The organism is Streptomyces sp. AC602_WCS936, from assembly GCF_019049125.1.
Lineage (GTDB): Bacteria > Actinomycetota > Actinomycetes > Streptomycetales > Streptomycetaceae > Streptomyces.
The window spans coordinates 22817-38637 of the sequence record NZ_JAGMUF010000008.1; the positions used below are offsets into that span (position 1 = coordinate 22817).

12 protein-coding genes are annotated in these 15821 nt (G+C 68.4%); 4 read left to right on the forward strand and 8 right to left on the reverse strand.

Annotated elements, in window-relative coordinates:
• Positions 1 to 397: 397 nt before the first annotated feature.
• Together KUM03_RS02815 and KUM03_RS02820 are read left to right on the forward strand one after the other, a co-directional pair.
• Positions 398 to 1603, forward strand: coding sequence for a C40 family peptidase (locus tag KUM03_RS02815; protein ID WP_217245406.1), 1206 nt, complete (start codon positions 398 to 400; stop codon positions 1601 to 1603).
• Positions 1604 to 1630: 27 nt separating this feature from the next.
• Positions 1631 to 2662 carry a tellurite resistance/C4-dicarboxylate transporter family protein gene (locus KUM03_RS02820; protein ID WP_217245407.1) on the forward strand — a complete coding sequence of 344 codons (1032 nt, stop codon included), beginning with the start codon at positions 1631 to 1633 and terminating at the stop codon, positions 2660 to 2662.
• Here the strand turns inward: KUM03_RS02820 and KUM03_RS02825 are convergent.
• Positions 2640 to 2993, reverse strand: coding sequence for a hypothetical protein (locus KUM03_RS02825; RefSeq protein ID WP_217245408.1), 354 nt, complete (start codon positions 2991 to 2993; stop codon positions 2640 to 2642). The genes KUM03_RS02820 and KUM03_RS02825 overlap by 23 nt on opposite strands.
• Positions 2994 to 3311: 318 nt before the next feature.
• Between KUM03_RS02825 and KUM03_RS02830 the strand changes: the two genes are divergently transcribed.
• Positions 3312 to 4367 carry a C40 family peptidase gene (locus KUM03_RS02830; RefSeq protein WP_217245409.1) on the forward strand — a complete coding sequence of 352 codons (1056 nt, stop codon included), beginning with the start codon at positions 3312 to 3314 and terminating at the stop codon, positions 4365 to 4367.
• Positions 4368 to 4382: 15 nt separating this feature from the next.
• Here the strand turns inward: KUM03_RS02830 and KUM03_RS02835 are convergent, their stop codons facing one another.
• From KUM03_RS02835 to KUM03_RS02855, 5 genes are all read right to left on the reverse strand, one after another.
• Entirely contained in the window at positions 4383 to 5081 is a 699-nt protein-coding gene (locus KUM03_RS02835; protein ID WP_308406239.1) for a SprT family zinc-dependent metalloprotease, read from the reverse strand.
• A 92-nt stretch (positions 5082 to 5173) separates the two neighbouring features.
• Positions 5174 to 8839 carry a type I restriction endonuclease subunit R gene (locus tag KUM03_RS02840; RefSeq protein ID WP_217245410.1) on the reverse strand — a complete coding sequence of 1222 codons (3666 nt, stop codon included), beginning with the start codon at positions 8837 to 8839 and terminating at the stop codon, positions 5174 to 5176.
• 90 nt (positions 8840 to 8929) lie between these two features.
• Positions 8930 to 9868, reverse strand: coding sequence for a MarR family transcriptional regulator (locus KUM03_RS38820; RefSeq protein WP_217245411.1), 939 nt, complete (start codon positions 9866 to 9868; stop codon positions 8930 to 8932).
• Between the two features lie 293 nt (positions 9869 to 10161).
• Entirely contained in the window at positions 10162 to 10410 is a 249-nt protein-coding gene (locus KUM03_RS02850; RefSeq protein ID WP_217245412.1) for a DUF397 domain-containing protein, read from the reverse strand.
• Positions 10407 to 11225 (reverse strand): helix-turn-helix transcriptional regulator, encoded by an 819-nt coding sequence (locus KUM03_RS02855; RefSeq protein ID WP_217245413.1) that lies wholly within the window; start codon positions 11223 to 11225, stop codon positions 10407 to 10409. Before KUM03_RS02855 ends, KUM03_RS02850 begins: the two co-directional genes overlap by 4 nt.
• 130 nt (positions 11226 to 11355) lie before the next feature.
• On the opposite strand from KUM03_RS02855, the gene KUM03_RS02860 reads away from it, so the two are divergent.
• On the forward strand, positions 11356 to 11895 hold the full coding sequence (locus KUM03_RS02860; RefSeq protein WP_217245414.1) for an ATP-binding protein: 540 nt from the start codon (positions 11356 to 11358) through the stop codon (positions 11893 to 11895).
• Here KUM03_RS02860 and KUM03_RS02865 read toward each other — a convergent pair.
• Together KUM03_RS02865 and KUM03_RS38825 are read right to left on the reverse strand one after the other, a co-directional pair.
• Positions 11801 to 13012: a restriction endonuclease subunit S gene (locus KUM03_RS02865; RefSeq protein WP_217245415.1), complete on the reverse strand. Its 1212-nt coding sequence runs from the start codon at positions 13010 to 13012 to the stop codon at positions 11801 to 11803. The two genes, KUM03_RS02860 and KUM03_RS02865, sit on opposite strands and share 95 nt — an antisense overlap.
• Positions 13005 to 15764, reverse strand: coding sequence for a class I SAM-dependent DNA methyltransferase (locus tag KUM03_RS38825; RefSeq protein WP_217245416.1), 2760 nt, complete (start codon positions 15762 to 15764; stop codon positions 13005 to 13007). The genes KUM03_RS02865 and KUM03_RS38825 overlap by 8 nt, the downstream gene beginning before the upstream one ends.
• Between the last annotated feature and the right edge of the window lie 57 nt (positions 15765 to 15821).

Here is a 15821-nt window from a genome sequence, read left to right on the forward strand (position 1 = left end):
GGCCGTGATCCCCGCACCGGACACGTCCCGCGACCGAACGGCCCACCCTGAGTGACCCTCCCGCCGAAGGTCACGAAAATGTATCGGGCATATCACCCACCAACCTTCACAGCCGCCACACGAGTTGGCTACGGTGCGGGCAGGCCGCACGACCCCCTCCGGCGAACCTCGCCGGGCCGCGCGGCCTCCGCCGAGTCCGGCGTGCCCGCACGGCGCCCGGAGCCGGGGACCCAACCGAGAACCTTGGGGTGAATCGGCCGCACCGCCCCCGCGGGGGCGCACGCCGTAGGGCAACCCTTCCGCGCCAAACCGCCCGAACCCTCCCCCAGGGCCCGCAAGACCTGGGGGGACCCCCACCGCTAACCCGGTAGGCGGAGCATCGGAAGGAGTCGCCTCCTTGGCGTCGCACCGCAAGCCGCGCCCCACGGGTACGCGCGTCGCAGGCATACGGACCCCCGCCCTCGCCACGGCGGCCCTCACCTCCGTGGCCCTGCTGTCCCAGACGGCCGACGCCACGCCGTCGGACGACGGCAGGCCGAGCCTCGAAGAGGTCGAGAAGAAGGTCGACGACCTCTACCGGCAGGCGGGTTCGGCGACCGAGAAGTACAACGCGGCCAAGGAGAAGACCGCCAAGCAGCGCAAGCGCGTCAACAACCTCCTCGACGACGTCGCCCAGCGCACCCAGAAGCTCAACGAGGCACGCGAGGAACTGGGGTCCTTCGCCTCCGCCCAGTACCGCACGGGCGCCGCGCTCCCGCAGACCGCGACCTTCCTGCTCGCGGACTCGCCGCAGGACTACTTCGACCAGAACCAGCTGATGAGCCGGCTCACCGGCCGCCAGAAGGACGCGGTCGACGACTACGTCACGCAGCAGTCCGAGACGATGAAGAAGCGCCGGGAGGCCACCGAGAGCCTCGAGACGCTCACCGATTCGCAGAACGACCTGAAGACGGCCAAGGCCACCGTCCAGAAGAAGCTCGCCACCGCTCGCGAACTGCTGTCGGAGCTGACCGCCGAGGAGAAGGCCCGGCTCGCGGCGATCGAGAAGAAGAAGCAGGAGGAGGCCGCCCGCAAGGCCGCCGAACTCGCGAAGCGGCAGGCGCAGGAGCGGGAGCGGGAGCGGCAGCAGCGGGAACAGCGGGAACAGGAGCAGGCGGACCGGCAGGAGAGCGGGTCCGGCGGTTCCGGCGGCACCTCCTCAGGGACCGGCACGACCGAACCCTCCGCACCCGACGCCTCCTACGGCACCAAGGCGGAGAAGGCACTCGCCTTCGCCCGCGCCCAGATCGGCAAGCCGTACGTCTGGGGCGCCACCGGCCCCGGCTCCTACGACTGCTCGGGCCTGACCCAGGCCGCCTGGAAGGCCGCGGGCGTGACCCTGCCGCGCACCACCTACGACCAGGTGGACGCCGGCACGACCGTCCCCGTCTCCCAGGCACAACCCGGTGACCTGGTCTTCTTCTACGACGACCTCAGCCACGTCGGCCTCTACATCGGCAACGGCATGATGATCCACGCCCCGAAGCCGGGCGCGTACGTCCGCGAGGAGTCGATCTACTACGACGGCGAGGGGTCGATCCACAGCGTGGTGCGTCCGGCCTGACCCGCGAGGCTCTCTAGCATCGGGTGCATGTCATCCGGCGCCTCTCCCACCTTCCCTGCCTCCCCCTACCCACTGCGCGCCTGGTGGGCGCAGCGCCCGCCGGCGGCCGGTGCCGCGGTGATGGCGACCGGCATCCTGTCGGTCGGTCTGCACCTCACCGGCCACGAGATCCTGTCCCGGACCGCCCTGGTCCTGGCCTGCGCCGCCTGGCTGACCCTGGCGGCGAACTTCGTCTACCTGCTGCTGGTCGAGCGTGCGCAGTGGGTGACGCGGGCGGGGACACCGGGCGCGCTCACCGCCGTCGCCGCGACGACCGTGCTCGGCACCCGCTTCTCGCTGCTCGGCTGGACGCCCACGGCGGCGGCGCTGCTGGCGCTGGCGGCACTGCTGTGGCCGGGACTGCTGTTCCTCGTCGTACAGCACTGGGGGCGCCGGATGCCCGGGGCGGTGTTCCTGGGCTGCGTGGCCACGGAGGGGCTCGCCGTGCTCGGTGCCACGCTCGCCGCGGCGACGACGACGCCGTGGCTGGCGCACGCGTCCCTGGTGCCGTTCTGGCTGGGCATCGTGCTCTACCTGATCGCGCTGTTCCGCTTCGATCTCCGGCAGGTGGCCCGGGGCTCCGGGGACCACTGGGTGGCGGGCGGCGCGCTCGCCATCTCGGCGCTCGCCGGCGCCAAGCTGCTCGCCGCGGCCGGGACGGGCATGTACCTGTGGAACGCGGACGACCAGGCCGTGCTGCACGACGTGACCGTCTTCCTGCTCGCTCTCGACCTGGCCTGGTACGCCGTCCTGCTCGCCGCCGAGATCGCGTGGCCGCGGTTCCGCTACGACGTGCGCCGCTGGTCGACCGTCTTCCCGCTCGGCATGACGGCGGCGGCGACGCTGTCCGTCGCCGCCGTCGTCGACGTGCCGTGGCTGGACGCGCCCGGTCAGGCGCTGCTGTGGGTCGCGGTCGCCGCGTGGCTGGCGGTCGCGGCGGGGGCGGTCTTCCAGGCCCGGGCCGGGCTGCGGTCGGCGGGCGCGGGTCCGGCGGCTGTCAGGTCCACAGTACGGCGATGAAGACGTTCACCACGGTCAGCAGGCCCACCAGGCCGAACAGCGGCTTCTCCACCTTCTCGTCGTCCCGCTTCACGTAGACCAGACCGAGGATCACGATCAGCACGGCGAGCTTCACGCCCATCTTGATGTTGTCGACGGACTGGTCGTCGGCCTGGTTGAGGCCGATCAGGACGACGCCGGTGACCAGCATCGTCAGCGCGCCGTGCAGCATCGCGGGAACGAAACGGGCCGTGCCCTGGCCCATGGCCTTCATCTGGGTCAGGAAGCCACCCAGGAGTGACGCGATGCCGATGATGTGCAGACCGACGAAAATGTGGATGAGTACGTCCATGAGGCCGGAGCCTAATCAGGGGGCCGGACACGCTCCGACACCGGCCCGTCCGGACCGCGGCGCCGCACGTCGCGCTCGGGCGCATATATGCGTCCCATAACACCTCGTCTTCCTCTCCCGCCCCCGATCCGGCACATCGGTCATCACACAGCGTGAAGGCGACGGCCGCGGGACGGGACCGCGGTCACATACGGTCGCCCGACGGGCCGGTACCGCCAGTTCCGCACAACCCGTCACCGGACCGTTACCGTCACGCCTAGCGTCCTCCCCCAGGCAAGCCCAGCCGAGCCGAGTCGTACGGAAGGACGTGGATCGCAGGTGGGAACGCACCGCAGGCCGCGACAGCGCAAGACGGGCGGCGGGAGAGTCCGTACGGCGGCCACCATCACCCTGGCCGGTGCGGCCACCGCGACCGGCCTGGGCGGCGGCACCGGCCACGCCGACCCGGAGCCGACACCGGCTCAGGTCAAGGTCAAGGTGGACAAGCTCTACCAGGAGGCGGAGGTCGCCACCGAGAAGTACAACGGCGCGAAGGAGAAGGCGGACGCCGCCGAGCAGCGCCTCGAGGAACTGCGGGACGAGGTGGCCCGCAAGGAGGACCGGCTGAACTCGGCGCGCGAGGACCTCGGCTCGGTCGCGGCGGCCCAGTACCGGAGCGGTGGCCTCGACCCGGCGCTGCAACTCGTGCTCTCCGCCGACCCCGACCGGTACCTCGACGGCGCCGCCTTCGCCGAGCGGGCGGGCAGCCGGCAACAGGCCACCGTGGGCCGGGCGCGCAAGGAACTCCGGGAGATCCAGCAACTGCGCGGCGCCGCACGCGTCGAGGTCACGTCGCTCAAGTCACGTCGGGCGGAGCTGAAACGTCACCGCGAGACGATCAACGGCAAGCTGTCGGCGGCCCGCCGCCTGCTGTCCCGGCTGACCGCCGAGGAACGCGCCCGCCTCGGCGACGGCACCGGTGACCGTGCCTCCCGCTCCTCGCCCGGCCCCCGGGACGGCCTCTCCCCCTCGGCCCAGGCGCCCAACTCCCGCGCGGCGGCGGCCGTCGCCTACGCCTACCAGAAGCTGGGCAGCCCTTACGTCTGGGGCGCGACCGGCCCCGACGCCTTCGACTGCTCGGGTCTCACCCAGGCCGCCTACCGCGCCGCGGGCGTCTCCCTGCCCCGCACGACCTACGCCCAGATCGACGCCGGCCGCCGCGTCGCCCGCTCGGAACTGCTCCCCGGCGACCTGGTCTTCTTCTACTCCGGCATCAGCCACGTCGGCATCTACGTCGGCGACGGCAAAATGATCCACGCCCCGAACCCGTCGGCGCCGGTGCGCGTGGCCCCCGTGGACCAGATGCCGTTCGCGGGGGCCGCGCGGGTGGCGTGAGGGCGGAGACAGACGTCAGGGCCTCGCATGGACTCCGCCGAGCCACAGCCGACGCCCGAGATCGTCCAACTCCTCCTTGCGCTCCTCACATTCGGGGATGGCCTGACGGAGAAGAGCCCAGTAGTCCGCTCCGTGGCCGGAGACTCTGATGTGGGCGAGTTCGTGGGCGATGACATAGTCGACCAGGTGAGCGGGCAGCTGGAACAACGCCCAGTGCAGGGCCATGGTGCCCTGGGCGCCGTCGCCCGGCCGGTAGGTGCCCCACCGGTTGCCCACGTCGCGTACGACGATGTCCGGCTCCCGGACCTCCATGCGAGCGGCCCAGGGCTGAAGTCTGCCTCGTGCCCACTGCTGTCCCCTGGTCCGATACCAGGCGATGAGCGCGCGCCGGGCCACGACGGGATCCCGCGCGAGGCGCTCGGTGATCACCAGCCGTCCGGCGACCAGCCGGACGCCGGGCTCCTCGTCCTCCGCGACTCGGAGGCGGTAGGCCCGCCCGAGGTAGCTGAACGTCTCGCCGTCCCGGAAGGCGCGTACGGGGTGGGCGGGCGGGTGCTCCGCGCGCAGGCGCAGCTTGTCGGCCAGCCATGTCTCCCCGTCCTGGAGAAAGGCCTCCGCCCGCTCGGCATCGCACCCCGGCGGAACCCGCAGGACGAGACTGCCGTCGCGCTCCACCGTGAGCGCCAGACGTCGGCGCCGGGCACTGACCACCACGCGGAACTCCCTGTTCCCCACGGTGATCAGCCGACCGTCCTCCAGGACGGTTCGGCAGGGGTCTTGCGCATCGGCGGTAACAGGCACGCCGCCTATTGTCCCCGGGCCGCCGCCCGGAACGCCGCGGCGTGCCGCTGGGCGTGCCCGGTCAACGCCTGGGAGAGATTGCGCAGAGGCTCCTTGGCGCGTTCTCGCGGCTTGACACCGGCTTTGCGCAGTTGGCGCCAGAGTTCGCTCTGCAGCGAATCGAGACTGGCCTCGTTGTCCGACCACGCGGCACTCGACACATGCCGCTCTATGACGGCGGCCAGTTCGACCGTGATGGTCTTCAGTACTGCGGGGTCGGGCAGGTCGAAGGCCGGGTCCTCGGTCATCCGGTCGGAGAGCTTGGTGTAGAGCTGCTGTTCGGCGGGGGTCAGGTCGGCAACCTCCGGGTCGACCTCCTCCGCCTGCCGCGCGCGGTCGATCAGGGGACCGATGCGCACCTTGATCTCGTTCCAGCGTCCCTCGAACTCCGCCAGGATCGCCTCCAGCTCCTGGGACAGAGTGCGCAGCACGGGCCGATCGTCCGTCCTGCGCCGCTCCTCCAGGTGGTAGCGGAGCGCCTGCACCTGCTCGGCCGCCGATTCCCGTACGTCGGGAATGCGACCGATCACTTCGTCGAAGTCCGGGGCGAGGATGGAGACCGGTGCGATCACCTGCTGAATCTCGGGCAGCTCCAGGTGGTCCGCGACCATGGCTCGCACCTTGCGCCCGTACGCCCGCATGGAGAAGGTCCCGCCTTCGGCGTCCCGGTAGTGCCGGCGCACGCGCTTCTGCAGCAGCGTCCAGTGCTGCGCCTCGGGTACCAGCTTCAGCGCCGCCTCGTGCGGCAGGACCCGCTCCAGCGCGGCGGTGAACCGGCTCATGCGGGCGTCGAACGCGTCCCGCGCGCCCTCGTCTCCGAGGGAGAGCATGCCCTGGGCGATGCCACCGGCGGTGTCCAGCCCAGTGATGCCCAGGTCGGTGAGGAAGTCCCGCAGTTCGTCCGCAGCCTTCTCCATCTCCGGCACCTCGACCTCGTCGAGGCTCTGGACCGTCCGGAGCGTGGAGCCGTCGCCCTTGTAGGCGGGCAGGGTGACCGCGAGGTCGCTGAGCACGCCGTAGTAGTCCACGACACGGCCCTCGTACTTGCCCCGCCGGGGGCGGTTCACACGGGCGATGGCCTGGAGCAGTTCGGCGTCCTGGATCGGGCGGTCCAGATACAGCACCTGCTCGATGGGCGCGTCGAAGCCGGTGAGCAGCATCGACTTCACGATGAGGAACGCAACCGGCCGAGGCCCCTCGACCTCGGGGGTGACCAGCCCGCTCCACGGGTTCCGCGCCATGGGGTCCGCCGGTGCCGGGACGCTCTCGGGGACATGGTGCGTGACCCACGGATTGTCCGGCGGAAGCTGCGGAAACGGCTCCAGGAACCGGTCGATGTACTTCTGCTGGGCAACGGGGTCGGTCCACTCACGCCATTGGCCGCGCTTCTTCTCGCCGCCTGCGGAGATGACGGGGACGAAGTCCATCCGGCGCAGGATCTCCTGGTACTGCCAGGCCCGCAGCAGCACCAGATCGTCCCAGGTGTAGTCGGCGAGGTTCTTGTGCCGCAGGGACTCCGGCTCGAAGTCCGCTACCCGAGCGAGGAGATCGGCGCGGGCGTCGTTGAGCATGCGCCGGTACAGAACGGCGGCCTGGCGGCTGACCGCCGCGACCTGTGCCTTGAATCCACCTGTGAGTGGCCCGGTGACGTAGTGCTCCAGCATGTCGACGGCCTTGGCGCGAATCACCGGCTCCGACTCGGCAACGGTGCGGCTGCTCGGCTTCAGCCGGTCCCGCATCTTCCGCTGCTGCCCGGCCCGCAGCCCGGCGATCAGGTTCTCGAACTTCGCGTTCAGTTCCTCGCTGTCGCGGACCTCGGCCGGCCCGGTGCGCCCCTCGTACCGCACGGGCACGACGACCTTGTCCCGCTCGGCCTCGTCCATGAGGTACGAGTCGAGGAACTTCCCGTCCGGCTCCAGCCCGAAGATGCGTCCGGTGTCGGACAGCCGCCCCTTCATGATGGGCGTGCCGGTGAAGCCCACCCGAGCGGCCTTCGGTACGGAGTCGCGCAGACAGGCGTGCAGGACGGAGGTGTGCGACCGGTGCGCCTCGTCGACGAGGACGAGGACGTACGGTTCGTCGCTGCACTCGGTGAACCGTCGGCGCACCTCTTCGACGGCCGCTTCCCCAGGCGTCGGATCGGACGCCTCCTCGGCCGACACTCCGTCGTCGAGGCGCTCCTGCGCGGCCTCGAACTCGGCCACGGGGTCACGGTCGTCGGCGGTCTCGCCCTCTCCCGTACCGACGACTCCGGGGATACGCCCGAGATACTTCTGGATCATCGTGAAGACGACGGCACGTCCACCGCGCTTTCCCGCACGTTCCAGCATGCCCTCGACGTCCGAGCGGGACCCGGCGACCCGTACGTCGGACCCGCTGATCCGCACCGCGGCGGCCAGCTGCTGCTCCAGCTGCTTGCGGTCGGTGACGACGAGGAGAGTGAAGCGGTTGAGCTGCGGATCGCGGCTGGTGTGCAGCCTGCGGGCGAGGAAGGCCATGGTGAGGCTCTTGCCGGAGCCCTGGGTATGCCAGATGACGCCGCCGCGTTCGTCCCGCTCCGCAGCCGGATCGTCCACGGTCCGGCCGGTGCGCAGCTTCTGGACAATCTTCTCGACGGCGCGGTACTGCTGGTGACGACATACGGCCTTGATCGTGACCGAGGGCTCCCCCGACTTCCCCTTCACGGACATCTCGAAGACGTAGTGCCGGACGATGTTCAGCAGGTTGCGGGGTTTCAGCACGACGGCGACCAGGCGGTGAAGGTCGGTGGGCACGGCGCCGGGCTCCAGCAATCGCAACCCGTCGGCACGCCGCACCTGCTGCAAGGCGCGCCCGAGTTCCTTGTCGTCCTTGTAGTCCGGGGTGACGCTGCGCCAGGCGGCGAAGTGGCTCTCGTCGGAGGTGATCGTGCCGAGGGCCGCGTGCTCCCCGGCTGCGGCGACGAGCAATTGCACGGGAGCGAAGAACTCCGGTACCTGCCCCCGGACATCGCTCCGGTCCCGGTCGTGGTCGTCGTCGAGCGGCACGCCCGCGTAGCCGCGCAGGTCACGTATGGCCTCACCGACCCCGTCCTTGACGTCCGGGCTCTTGCACTCCACGACGACGAGCGGGATGCCGTTCACGAACAGCACGAGGTCGAGGATGATCTCGGCCCCGTCGAGGGTCAGGACACGGAGCTGGTCGACGACGAGGAAATCGTTCCTGTCCAGGATCTCGCCGTCGTCCAGCCCTTCCAGGTCCCAGTCGACGAGCTGCGCGTTGACGGTCGCGCCGTGGTGGTGCTCCTGGTCCCCGGTGACCTGCGTACCCTTGATCAAGCGGCTGGTCAGCTCACTGTTGACGGTGACGAGGGAGGCGGTGGCGACGTTGCGCGCGGTGCGCCGGAGATCGTCGACCACGGCATCGGCGTCGGCGTCCGTCATCCAGGAACCGCCCCCGTCGGGCAGGCGGTTGACCCGCTGCACGGCGGACCGCAGCCGTTTGAACAGCAGCAGATCGCCGTACGCCCGCTCGTCGCCCTCGGGTCCCGGCCGGCTGAGGTCGGGCCCGTGCGCATGCCGCCAGCCCATCGCCTTCAACTGGTCGATGATCGGCTGTTCCGTCTCGTCCCGTTCGGCCGTGCGCCGTGCCATGTGCTCCGTGCCCTCCGCCCCGCAGCTGTCGTCAGCCGTTCGCCCATTGTGCGACGGGTGGGACACGGGGGACACACGTTTGGGTGACGGCTAGGGCTGCAGGACTCTGTCCCGACGGTAGTTGGCCGGTTTTCGATGGTCGCGGGCGGTGCGTACGGCTTCGCGGGCGAGGGTGGCGGCGGAGGTCGGTGCTGGGTGTACGGCGCCTTGCATGCTGTGGCCCGGGCAAACGGTACGACAGCCCTGGCACAGGCCGCCGACGAAGGCGGCCGGGCGGCCCGGCACGCCGCACTCGGTGCACTCCGGCATGAGACGGCCGAGGAGGCGGGGTTCGGGAGCATCGGGTGTCAGTTGCGGCGTGGGCATGGGCGGCAGCTTGTCCCGCAGGCGGCGGGCGACAAATCCACGCGGTGCATGGACGGGGTCGGGCAGGCCGGCGGTGAGTGCCTTCATGAGGGAGACGGGACTGGCCCCTCGTTCGAGCCAGGGCACGACCAGGTCGGTGAGGGCGTGGCAGTCGGCGTCGGAGAGGGCGAGGCGGGGTTCGACGCGGCCGAGGCGGGCGAGGGTCTGGTAGGCGGTGGCGCGGTGCGTTTCGGGGGTGGTGGGCGCGGGCGAGGGCTCACTCGATGGGGTGACCTCGGGCGTGTCACCGGCCGGTGTCGTGGCCTCCAGGGCGGAGCCACCGCCCAAGAGGCGTGCCCACCAGGCACTGTCGCGTGCGGTACTGGACCAGAAGGTACGGAACACCCAGCGCGTACCGCCGTCGCCGGTCGAGGCGAGGCCACGGACGCGGTGGAGGTGCCCTGCGCGGGAGAGAAAGTTCAGCGCGCTGCGGACGGCTTGCTGGCCGTAGAGCGGCAGCGCCTTGGCGAGGCTCTTGACGTCCATGGCGGCGCCCTCGGGGAGCCGGTGCACGTAGGCGGCGATGTAGGCCTCGCGGGCAGGGAGGTGCGAAAAGTCGACGGGCCGGAAGGCGGCGCCGGGTTCGGCGGGGGCGGTGCGTTTACCGTAGCCGGGATTGGCCATGGGATGAGCTGCGGGTGCGGGCAGGGCGGCGTTAGAGTCTTCGTAAGCCACGAGATCGGTCCTTAGTCTGCGATCTTGAGGTGAGACCCCGGCGGGTGTTGGTAGCACCCGACCGGGGTTGTTTGTTGCTGCGAACGCTAGAGGGCGGCGACGCCGCGTCGCAAGCCGATCACGAAAAGTCATCTCGGCTGGCAGGGCAGCCGGTTGCCCGCCGGGAGGGTGGGTGGTGGGTCGAACCCAACCACCCATTCCTTACAAACGCCGCTCGGATCCCGAGCCCCGCCCCTCGAAGTTCAAGCGCCGGTACGAGCGTACGAGACGAAGGCCGTCCAGGCGACTCCGGTGACTGCGAACTGAGGGCTCTGGGTGCCGAGCTTCGAGTCTCGGACGTGGATGGTGTGGGGGCAGGAGGCTACTTCGACGCAGGCGGCGTCCTCGAAGTCACTGTGGCTGGACTTGCGCCAGTCGAGGGCTACTTCGAGGCAGTTGCCGCCCTGGCTGTCGCTGTGGCTCGACTTGAACCAGGTCAGGCCTTCAGTCATCGCTCCTCCGCCACCCTTCTGATGAACGTGGCCGACTCCTCCACGCCGAGACAGTGCATGCGGATCATCGCATGAGCCTGAGTGAGCGCACTCACCTTGTCGGGACTACCGTGCAGGACACTGACTTCGGGCGCTTCTACGTACCCACAATGCTCGTGGTCAGGTGTCTCCAGCAGAACAATGCTGCCGTTCAGCGCAACACCGCTACAGCGGCCGAACGGCAAGACCTGGATCGAGACATTGCGGAGCACACTCATCTCCAAGAGGTGCCGCAACTGCTCGCGCATCACCTCGCTCCCGCCAACGTTGGTGCGTAGCGCAGCCTCGTAGAGCACGAACCCATACATCACGCCAACTTTGCGATGGAGCGCCTCGGCCCTACGAAGCCTGGCTGCCACTCGCTCGGCAACCGTCTCGTCGTCCAGCGGAGGCGAACTATCACCGATCAGTGCACGCGCATAGGCCTCCGTTTGCAGCAGGCCAGGGATGAGTAGCGGCTCGTAGCAAGAGAAGCTGATTGCCTCGACCTCGATAGCCATGAACTCCTGCGAACGCGCCGGGAACGGCTCCGGCTTCAGGTACTCCTGTGCCGCGACGAGCTTCCCGCCCGCCCCGCACACCTGATCCGCGATCTGCAAGAACCGTATGGTGGGCCGACGACGGCCGTTCTCCATCGACTTGACGTACTCGTAGTCGTAGCCGGCCTCCTTGGCCAGGGCTTCCCGGCCGACACCGGCCTCCGCACGCCACATCTTGATCTGACTGCCGCAGTACCGCCAAGCGATCGGCGGCTGGGAGTTCACCTCGGTCGCCATAAACACCCCCGAAGGTCCACGCAGGGTACAAGCACCCGCTGTACCCACTCCGTTACTCGCGAGGCTACGCGCGAGCCGGGACGGTGATCTCGCCAACCGCGAAATCACCAACGCAAGGGATGAACAGCACATGCACACCCCGTGGCCGCCGCATCCTACGACCGCCCCGAAGGACATCGAGTGGCGACTCCCCCGTCACGCCCGCAGCGTCGGCCGAGCACGCACCCTGTTCCGCGAACAGGCGGCCTCCTGGACGCTCCCACCGGACGTAACGGACACGGCAGAACTCCTCCTGAGCGAGCTGATGACGAACGCGTACCGCCACGCGAAAGTCCCGGCCGGCCGCGAAATCTGGGCCCGCTGCGTCCTCACCGACAACCGCCTCCGCATCACGGTCACGGACGCCAGCGACACGCTCCCCGCGCCGAATGAGGCTTGCCTGGACGACGAGTCAGGCCGAGGCCTCGCTCTGGTGACAGCGCTGGCCGACGATTGGGGCGCACAGCGGAGGGCATACGGCATCGGCAAGGAAGTTTGGGTCGAGGTTTCCCTGGCGGCAGCGCTTGATACTCAATTCACAGAGAAACGTGCGCAAAACCAGTCGTTAGATCCCGCAGTACCGCTCTCCTCAACCCCTTCAGTTGAGATGCATACTGATCGCGTGCAGTAAATTCCTCACTAAGAGCCTGCCCGAGTCGAACCAACCGCTCTTGCTCCTGCAGGGGCGGCACGGGAAGTTCGTGTGCATTATACTCCGATGCACTAATATTTCGCTGTCCGACCTCTCGAACATTACGCGAAACCCAACGCTTGAAGCGTCCTCCGCGCGTCCACAAGAAAGCATATTCTGGAAGCATTAGGCTCGGATCGATTCGAAATCGCACCAAGTAGCCCGCAAAGGCACACAACCCATCACTCGCCTGATACAGGTAAGATTTTCCCGTGGTAAATCCTGTCCGGGCAATCAGCAAGTCCCCTTTAGCGAGTAGATACTTTCGGGCGCCAGCCCACGGGACACTGACCATCGAAGAGAATTCACTCGAGAGGGACCCTTTATCATCAATGTCGGTAATCCGCACATACCTGGGAAGCTCGTCAGACCTCTCCACTGCTGCAGCATTACTACCATATTCCCCTGGCCCTTTACTCACCTCCATCAGCCTTCGAGCTGGATATTCTTCAGCATGCCGTTCCAGCTGGTCAGCAAGCAACCCCTCCTGAATAAGTGCCTGCTTGGACATAATGCCGTGCTCGACCGCGATTCCTTCATTGATCGAATGCAGCACCTCAATAATTCGTCGCTGCTCATCCAAGCGAGGCCTCGGGATAGGCATCTTTCTTAGCTGCGAGGAATTAATAGTGGCCAGATTAGTCGTCTGCTTGGCAATACTCAGGAAGTATCGACGCCCTTCACCAGACGCAAGGTAGATAGCAAGATACTCTGGCAGCAACTTAGCCGTATTGCAACGCACTCGGAAAAGGTGGTTCTGATGCAGACAGGGAGAAATTCGACCGTCCCACACCGCGCCCCGACCAAGTTTGTCGAAGTCGCCACCTTCAGTGAGGAGCACATCACCCTTCAGCACACTGTATCGCGGCACCTCCGACCGAAGGACGCGTACGGTTTTCAATTCCGACGTGCTGATGTAGCCGTCCTGCACGTTAGCCACCCGGAGATACGGCAGCTCCACACCTGCTGCCTCGGGGATAGTACGTCCCAGCGGGACGCCACCCGTTACTTCCGCCAAGTCGGACAGCTTCGCGTAAGGAAAAGCACTGTCAGCCAACGTATCCCAGCTCCTTCATGAACCCCTCCAGCGCCTCTGTAGCCGCTTCCCGCCGCTCCTCGATCTCCCGTAGCGAGACTCCGTACTTCTGCTCCCACACGCGGTACCTCTCCGCCAACTCCCGGCGTCGCCGCACCATATGGCCGTCGAGCTTCGTCGCAAGATCGGCGCGGAGAATGTCGAGGACCACGTCCCGTTCCCCGGCCCTCTCAGCCAGCTCCCGGCGGGCCTTGGTAAGGCCCGGCTCAGGCGACTCGGACGTAGCTTCGAGTTCCGGAGTGACCGGAAGCTCCAGCAGCGCACCCTGCCCAGCCGCCTCCTCTGCAGCCGCAACAGCCTTGCGCTTGCCTCTCCCCGAGCCCGCAGCCGCCTTCTTCGCAGCCCTCTCGCGCTCCGCCTCCCGCTTGGTGCGGATCGAGGCCACCGGCCAGAACGAGTCCTCCAGATCCTCGATCTGCCGCTTGGCGTCCGTGCGCCGCTTCGTCAGGTCCCGCATCTCGGTCTTGCTCAGGACAGCTTCCGCGAGCGCAGGGTCGATACCGGCGCCGTCCCCCTCGTCGGACTCGCCGTCCAGCGCCGCTTGCCGGGCCTCCGCCAGCGCCGCCTCCGCCTCCTGGGCCGCCTTCACCTTCGCGTCCAGGTCCGCATGTGTGCGTTCCGCCGACGCGAGATCCTCCAGGAACCCCGGCGCGATCGCGGCGACCACCTTGTGGTCGTAGGCCTGCCTCCGCTCCGCCGCCGTACGCTCCCGTCGGCCGCCCGTGCGCGGGTCCGGTTCGGGGGCGAGCAGGGTGTGGACGGTCTCCACCCAGCCGTCGACGACCCCCGCGAAACCGCGCACCGACAGCGCCTTCAGTTCGTTCTTCGCGTCGTGCCACCAGCCGGCCACCGCGCCCGCCAGCGCGTACCGGTCGAGGAGGCCGACCGACAGCAGCCGCTGCTGGAACGAGCCGATCAGGTCCTTCCGCATACGCGCCAACTGCGCCTTGCGCTCCTGCTCGGTCCGATCGTCACCAGCCACCGGCTCAAGCGCCGCGATTTGGTCTGTTTCAGCCTCCCACCACGCGTCGAACGCGTCCCACAACATCCGCTCCCGCCCGCTCGCCAGCTCCGCCAGACGGGCCGCGTCCGGGCGGCGTTCCGGCTCGGGGAAGTCGACATAGGCCGGGTCGTCGGCGCGTACGTCGAACAGGTCGGACAGCTCGATGTCGTATGCGCCCAGGAGATCCTTCTTCGCCTCGACCTCCGCCACCGGCACCCCGCCCACCAGGTGCGCCCGTACATCCTGCGGCTCCGGCGGCGGGGTGTTGTCGACGTAGCGGCGGATGTTGAAGTTGAAGTCGTTGTCGGAGAGCTCCTGCGCCGGGACCGCGCGGGCGAAGCCCGGGACGTCCTCGAAGACCTCGTCGTCCTGCCAGGCGTGGAACGTGGAGACAATCTTCTCGATGTGCTCGGGGAGGAGGATGTTCTGCGCCCGCTCCGCGTGGAACTCGCGGTCCGCGTTGATGAAGAGCACCTTGCCCCGGCGGTCGGGGCGGCGTCGGCTCGGCGGGCGCAGGACCAGGACGCAGGCCGGGATTCCGGTGCCGTAGAAGAGATTCGGGGCGAGGCCGATGACGGCCTCGATCAGGTCGTGCTCCATCAGGAGCTTCGCGCGGATCTTCTGTTCCTCGCCGCCCCGGAAGAGCACGCCGTGCGGCATGACGGTGAAGACCGTGCCGGACCGGCGCTTGACCATGTCCAGCATGTGCTGGAGGAACATCAGGTCCGCCTTGCCGCGTTCGGACGTCTCGCCGTGCGGCATGCGCTGCTTCAGGCGCGGGACCTCGTCCTTCTTGTAGTCCATGGAGAAGGGCGGGTTGCTGAGGACGAGGTCGAAGTCGGCTTCGGGGTGGAGCGGGTTGGTGAGGGTGTCGCCGGTGCGCAGGGAGAACTTCTTGGCCCCGTGGAACAGCATGTTCATCGTGGCCATCACCCAGGAGCCGCTGTTGGCGTCCTGGCCGGCGAGGCCGAGGTTGCGGGAGTCGCCGCCGTGCTCGTCGACGTACTCCATGGCATGGATGAGCATGCCGCCCGAGCCGACACACGGGTCGTACACCCGCATGTCGCCGTGCGGGCGGGCCAGTTCCACCATCATGCGGACGACGGCACGCGGGGTGTAGAACTCGCCGCCCTTGCTGCCGGCCGTGTCCGCGAAGTCCTTGATCAGGTACTCGTACGCGGCGCCGATCATGTCGGGGAACTCGAAGTCCTCACCACGCAGCCGGATGCCGCCGAAGTGATCGATCAGGGCGGCGAGACGCTTGTCGGCGAGCTCGGCGGCCGATTTGCGCGCGTTGCCGCCACCTCCGATGCGGTTGAAGTTGACGTGGGCGAAGAGGCCACGCAGTTCGCTGTTGCCGGGCTGTCGCTCGAGTTCGTCCAGGGCGGGCTGGAGGTAGTCGGAGGCCACGTTGTCGACCGCTCCGGCCAGCCGCTCCCAGCGGGCGGCCTCGGGGACGAAGATCGCGCCGTGGGCGTCGTACCACTCGTACGACTCGGCCTCGTCCTCCGCCTCCTCCTGGCTGTCGCCCTCCGCCAGACGCTCCTTGATGATCGCCTCGCGCGCGGCCTCGAACTCGTCGTTGACCCGCTTGAGGAAGAGCAGGACGAAGATGAAGTCGCGGTACTCGGCGGCGTCCATCGTGCCGCGCAGGATGTCGGCCGCCGCGAAGAGATGGCGTTCCAACTGCGCGAGCGTGAGCTTGGCCACGTACGGCACTCCCTGGTGACTGATCGGTTTCCGGTTGCGACATGGCCTTGCAATGCC